Raw genomic sequence first — 1,790 nt, 5'->3', positions numbered from 1 at the left:
CGCGGGGGACCGCCGGCCGTGACGGACACCGCCGGAACCCCTGCTTCCAGGGTCCGGCGGTCCGCTCCGGCCGGCAAGGGCCGGCCGGGGCACAGGAGGGGGCCGAGCGGCCTTCGGCGCCGTGCCACGCCGCGCGACACCGCGCGACGCCGCGTCACTCGGCGTGGCGTCGGCGCGCACCGTACCCCCGCAGCCCGTGCTCCGTGCACGCGCGCCGGTCCCCTCAGGGGCGGCCCTCCGGGTTCGGCCGCTGCCTCGGCGGGGCGGTCCGGCGCCGGGAGGGGATCCCCGCCAGGCCGTCCACCGCGCCGGGATGACCGACCGTGCCGAGACTGAGGAGCACGTGCCGCTCGGCGATCTGCGCGGCGGTGAGGGGGCCGTCGGCCCGGTACCAGTTGGCCACGCCCTGGCACATGATGAGCACGGCGCGGACCGCGTCGGCCGGGATGGGAGTGGTGAAGACGCCCCGCGCGATACCGGCCTCGACCGTGTCGAGCAGCATGTGTTCGAGATAGTCGCGCAGGGCCACGTACCGGGCCCGGTTGCCCGGCTCGAGACTGCGGATCTCGGTGTCCAGGAACGCCAGTCCCTTGCGGTTGGCCATGTAGAGCACGATCGACTCGACCATGGCGCAGAAGCGGGGGAGCGGTTCGTCGCCCGCCTCGGCCGCGGCGGCCCGGCAGCGGTCCAGGACGTCCTTCATCGACGTCTCCAGCAGCGTGGCGAGCAGGGCCTGCTTGTTCTCGTAGTGGTAGTAGAGCGCGGGGACGGTCACTCCCACCCGTCCGGCGATGTCCCGCACCGAGGTGCCGTGGTACCCGTGCTCGTTGAAGGCCTCCATGGTGTGCACGAGGATCGGGTGCAGGTCGAGCGGTCCGTAGGCGCTCCAGTGCGGTGCGTCAGCGGTCTCCTGGCGTGACTGCGTGCTCAACGGTGCTCCTCCGATGGATGGCCGGCGAGCGCCATGCTACGTCCGCCGGGCCCTCCCACACCCCCGATTCCCGCTTATCGACCGTTCAGTCGATCCCTTGGTCGCCGCCGCTCGGGGAGGGCGTCGAGGGGTTGTCCTGGGGGCTGCCTGCCGTACATCCGCCGAGAACACGGAATGAAGTCCCGTGCGAAGTCGCCGTGTTGCGGGCATTGACCACTCTTCCACCCCCCTCTACTTTCTTAGCGAGCGCTAAGTAGAGCCCCGTTCGGAGGGTGGCTGCCGCCCCTGCCGCGAAAGAGGGACCGATGAGCTCGACGAGTGACACCACCGCCCGCCCCGACGACATGACGGGACGTCAGGCGGTCCCGCCGCCCCGCCGTGCCGGTCCGCTGGCCGGAGTACGGGTGGTGGAACTGGCGGGGATAGGCCCCGCGCCCTTCGCCGGCATGCTCCTCGGCGACCTGGGGGCCGACGTCGTCCGCGTCGACCGCCCCGGCACGACGGCCCTCGGCGTCGAGCCCGCCCGGGACGTCACCAACCGCAACAAGCGCTCCGTCCTGGTCGACCTCAAGTCGGCCGACGGGCCGGGGACCGTACGGGACCTCGCCGCGCGCGCCGACATCCTGATCGAGGGGTACCGCCCGGGGGTCGCGGAGCGGCTGGGGGTCGGCCCGCGGCAGTGCCGGGCCGTCAACCCGGCCCTCGTGTACGGGCGGATGACCGGCTGGGGCCAGGACGGACCGCTCGCGCCCCGGGCGGGGCACGACATCGGCTACATCGCCACCGCGGGCGCGCTCGGCATGATCGGCGCGCCGGACGGACCGCCCGCGATCCCGGCCAACCTGCTCGGCGACTACGC

General features: G+C 73.4%; 2 protein-coding genes. One reads left to right on the top strand and one right to left on the bottom strand.

From position 1 onward, the window contains the following. Positions 1 to 223: 223 nt before the first annotated feature. A complete protein-coding gene (locus tag AOK18_RS23885) occupies positions 224 to 931 on the bottom strand; it encodes a TetR/AcrR family transcriptional regulator (RefSeq protein ID WP_055572733.1) in 708 nt (235 codons plus the stop codon). A 344-nt stretch (positions 932 to 1,275) separates the two neighbouring features. Here AOK18_RS23885 and AOK18_RS23880 point away from each other — a divergent pair. Beyond that, positions 1,276 to 1,790 (top strand): CoA transferase (locus AOK18_RS23880; protein WP_139058390.1); only part of this gene is annotated, 515 nt, incomplete at its 3' end.

It is taken from the genome of Streptomyces prasinopilosus (assembly GCF_001419695.1).
Taxonomy (GTDB): Bacteria; Actinomycetota; Actinomycetes; order Streptomycetales; family Streptomycetaceae; genus Streptomyces; species Streptomyces prasinopilosus.
Note: the sequence above shows the minus strand (reverse complement) of the source record. Positions and strands in the feature narration are given on the sequence as shown.